The following is a 1,957-nucleotide window of genomic DNA, read 5'->3' as shown; positions in this document are numbered from 1 at the left end:
TATTCAAAAGTATTTTTTACAGAAATTTATATTAATAAATTTATATTAAAGAAAGGATTATTCTTATTTATAACTGTGTTTAGTGTGGATTATTATTTATCCTCAATTTTATCCACAAAAGGAACTGAAAAAAGAATAAAAATAACACTATCTTAAAGATATTATCCCCTCTTTTTTATAAGAGGGATAATATTATCACAAGCATTTAATTTGTGCATAAAAAAGGAGAATTTTTCATAAATTTTAGTTTTATAAAAAACAGTGAGAATATATACACATGTCTTAACAAGGAGTTAAAATTTTTGTGACAAAAGAAAAAAAATTCTTTCATTTACACATGCTTTCTGATGCAACGGGGGAGACATTAATTTCTGTTGGAAGAGCTGTAGCATCCCAATATGCAATGTGTCAGGCAACAGAGCATATCTATCCTATGATTCGTAATAAAATACAGTTACAAAAAGTTCTTGATGAAATACAACAAGAGCCAGGTATTGTTCTTTACACAATGATTGATGAAGAACTTAAACTACTCCTTCAAAAAAAATGCAAAAAAATAGAAGTTCCCTGTATTGATATATTGTATCCTGTTCTAAATGCTTTTCAGTCTTACCTTGGAATGCCAACTCATTTACGTGTTAGTGCACAACATGATCTTAATGCAGATTATTTTCGTCGTATTGAGGCACTGGATTTTACAATAGAGCATGATGATGGACAGTCTTCCAGTAGCTTATCTGAAGCGGATGTAATTCTTGTAGGAATTTCAAGAACCTCTAAAACGCCAACAAGCATCTATTTAGCAAATCGTGGAATCAAAACGGCTAATGTTCCTCTTATTCCAGGAATTGATTTGCCAGAATCTCTTTTAGAGGTAAAAAATTCTTTAATTATTGGTTTAATTGCTTCAGCTGAAAGAATCTCACATATTCGTCAAAATAGAGATTTAGGAGAAGGTTTTGCTCTTGATAATTATACTAATCGTATCAGCATAGCTGAAGAATTAATCCATGCAAAACGCATTTGCGAACGTTTTGGTTGGCCTATTATTGATGTCACGAGGCGCTCTATTGAAGAAACTGCTGCTGCAATATTTGAACTTTTATCACGATTTCGTGAAGGAAAGTGAGAGAAAATCCTCATGGACGCAGATACGTTAATATTAGCATCTCTTAGTTTTTATCGTGCACAGTTGTTGAAAAAGGCAGGTTTAAATTTTTTAATTGAAGGCGCTTCTTTTGATGAGAGAGAAGTAGAAAAAACAACAAAAGAAAAAACACCTAAAGAACTTAGCTGTTTTCTTGCAAGTGCAAAAGCAAAAAATGTTTCAGATCGTTTTCCTGATGCTTTCGTTATTGGTTGTGATCAAGTTCTTGATTTGGAAGGTAAAGTTTTTCATAAAGCAAGAAATATTAAGGAAGCACATCAACGTTTATGTGAGTTATCAGGAAAAACCCATTCTCTTCATAGTGCGGTAGCTTTATTTAAAAATGGTCAAAAAATTTGGGTTGAAGCTTTTAGTGCACATATGTCTGTACGTTTACTCTCGTTAGAATTTATTGAACGTTATTTAGCACGCGTAGGAAAAGATGTTCTAAACAGCGTAGGAGTATATCAAATTGAAGGAGAAGGGATTCATCTCTTTGAAAAAATTGAAGGAGATTTTTTTACCATTGTTGGTTTACCTTTGCTGCCTCTACTCATAAAATTGCGCCACTTAGGAATTATTGATGGTTAACTTAATAATAAAAAAGACAAATTATCCGCGTGCTTTTGTTGTTGGTTCTCCTATTCATCATTCAAAATCGCCAAGAATTCACAATTTTTGGCTTAAACAATATAGTTTACAAGGAGAATACCTTGCACAGGAAGTAACATCCGAAGAATTTAGTCATTTTATTGTTTCTTTACAAAAAATGGGCTTTTGTGGAGGAAATGTTACTTTGCCTCATAAACA

Annotated in this window: 2 protein-coding genes and 1 pseudogene; all 3 read left to right on the top strand. The window is 32.1% G+C overall.

The features are described 5' to 3' along the window. Positions 1-304 precede the first annotated feature (304 nt). A complete protein-coding gene (locus ACFIO3_RS01320; RefSeq protein ID WP_375606095.1) occupies positions 305-1,129 on the top strand; it encodes a pyruvate, water dikinase regulatory protein in 825 nt (274 codons plus the stop codon). A gap of 12 nt (positions 1,130-1,141) precedes the next feature. Then, a complete protein-coding gene (locus tag ACFIO3_RS01315) occupies positions 1,142-1,738 on the top strand; it encodes a Maf family nucleotide pyrophosphatase (RefSeq protein ID WP_375606096.1) in 597 nt (198 codons plus the stop codon). Then, positions 1,731-1,957: pseudogene (locus ACFIO3_RS01310) on the top strand (shikimate dehydrogenase); the annotation flags it as partial. The gene ACFIO3_RS01315 and the pseudogene ACFIO3_RS01310, both read left to right, overlap by 8 nt.

This window comes from Bartonella sp. AD328YNZD, from assembly GCF_042196425.1.
This window is presented reverse-complemented; position numbering and strand designations above follow the sequence as displayed.

Excerpts from the sequence above, each read along its gene's own strand:
- ACFIO3_RS01315 (WP_375606096.1), top strand. The coding sequence starts at position 1,142 with ATGGACGCAGATACGTTAATATTAGCATCTCTTAGTTTTTATCGTGCA.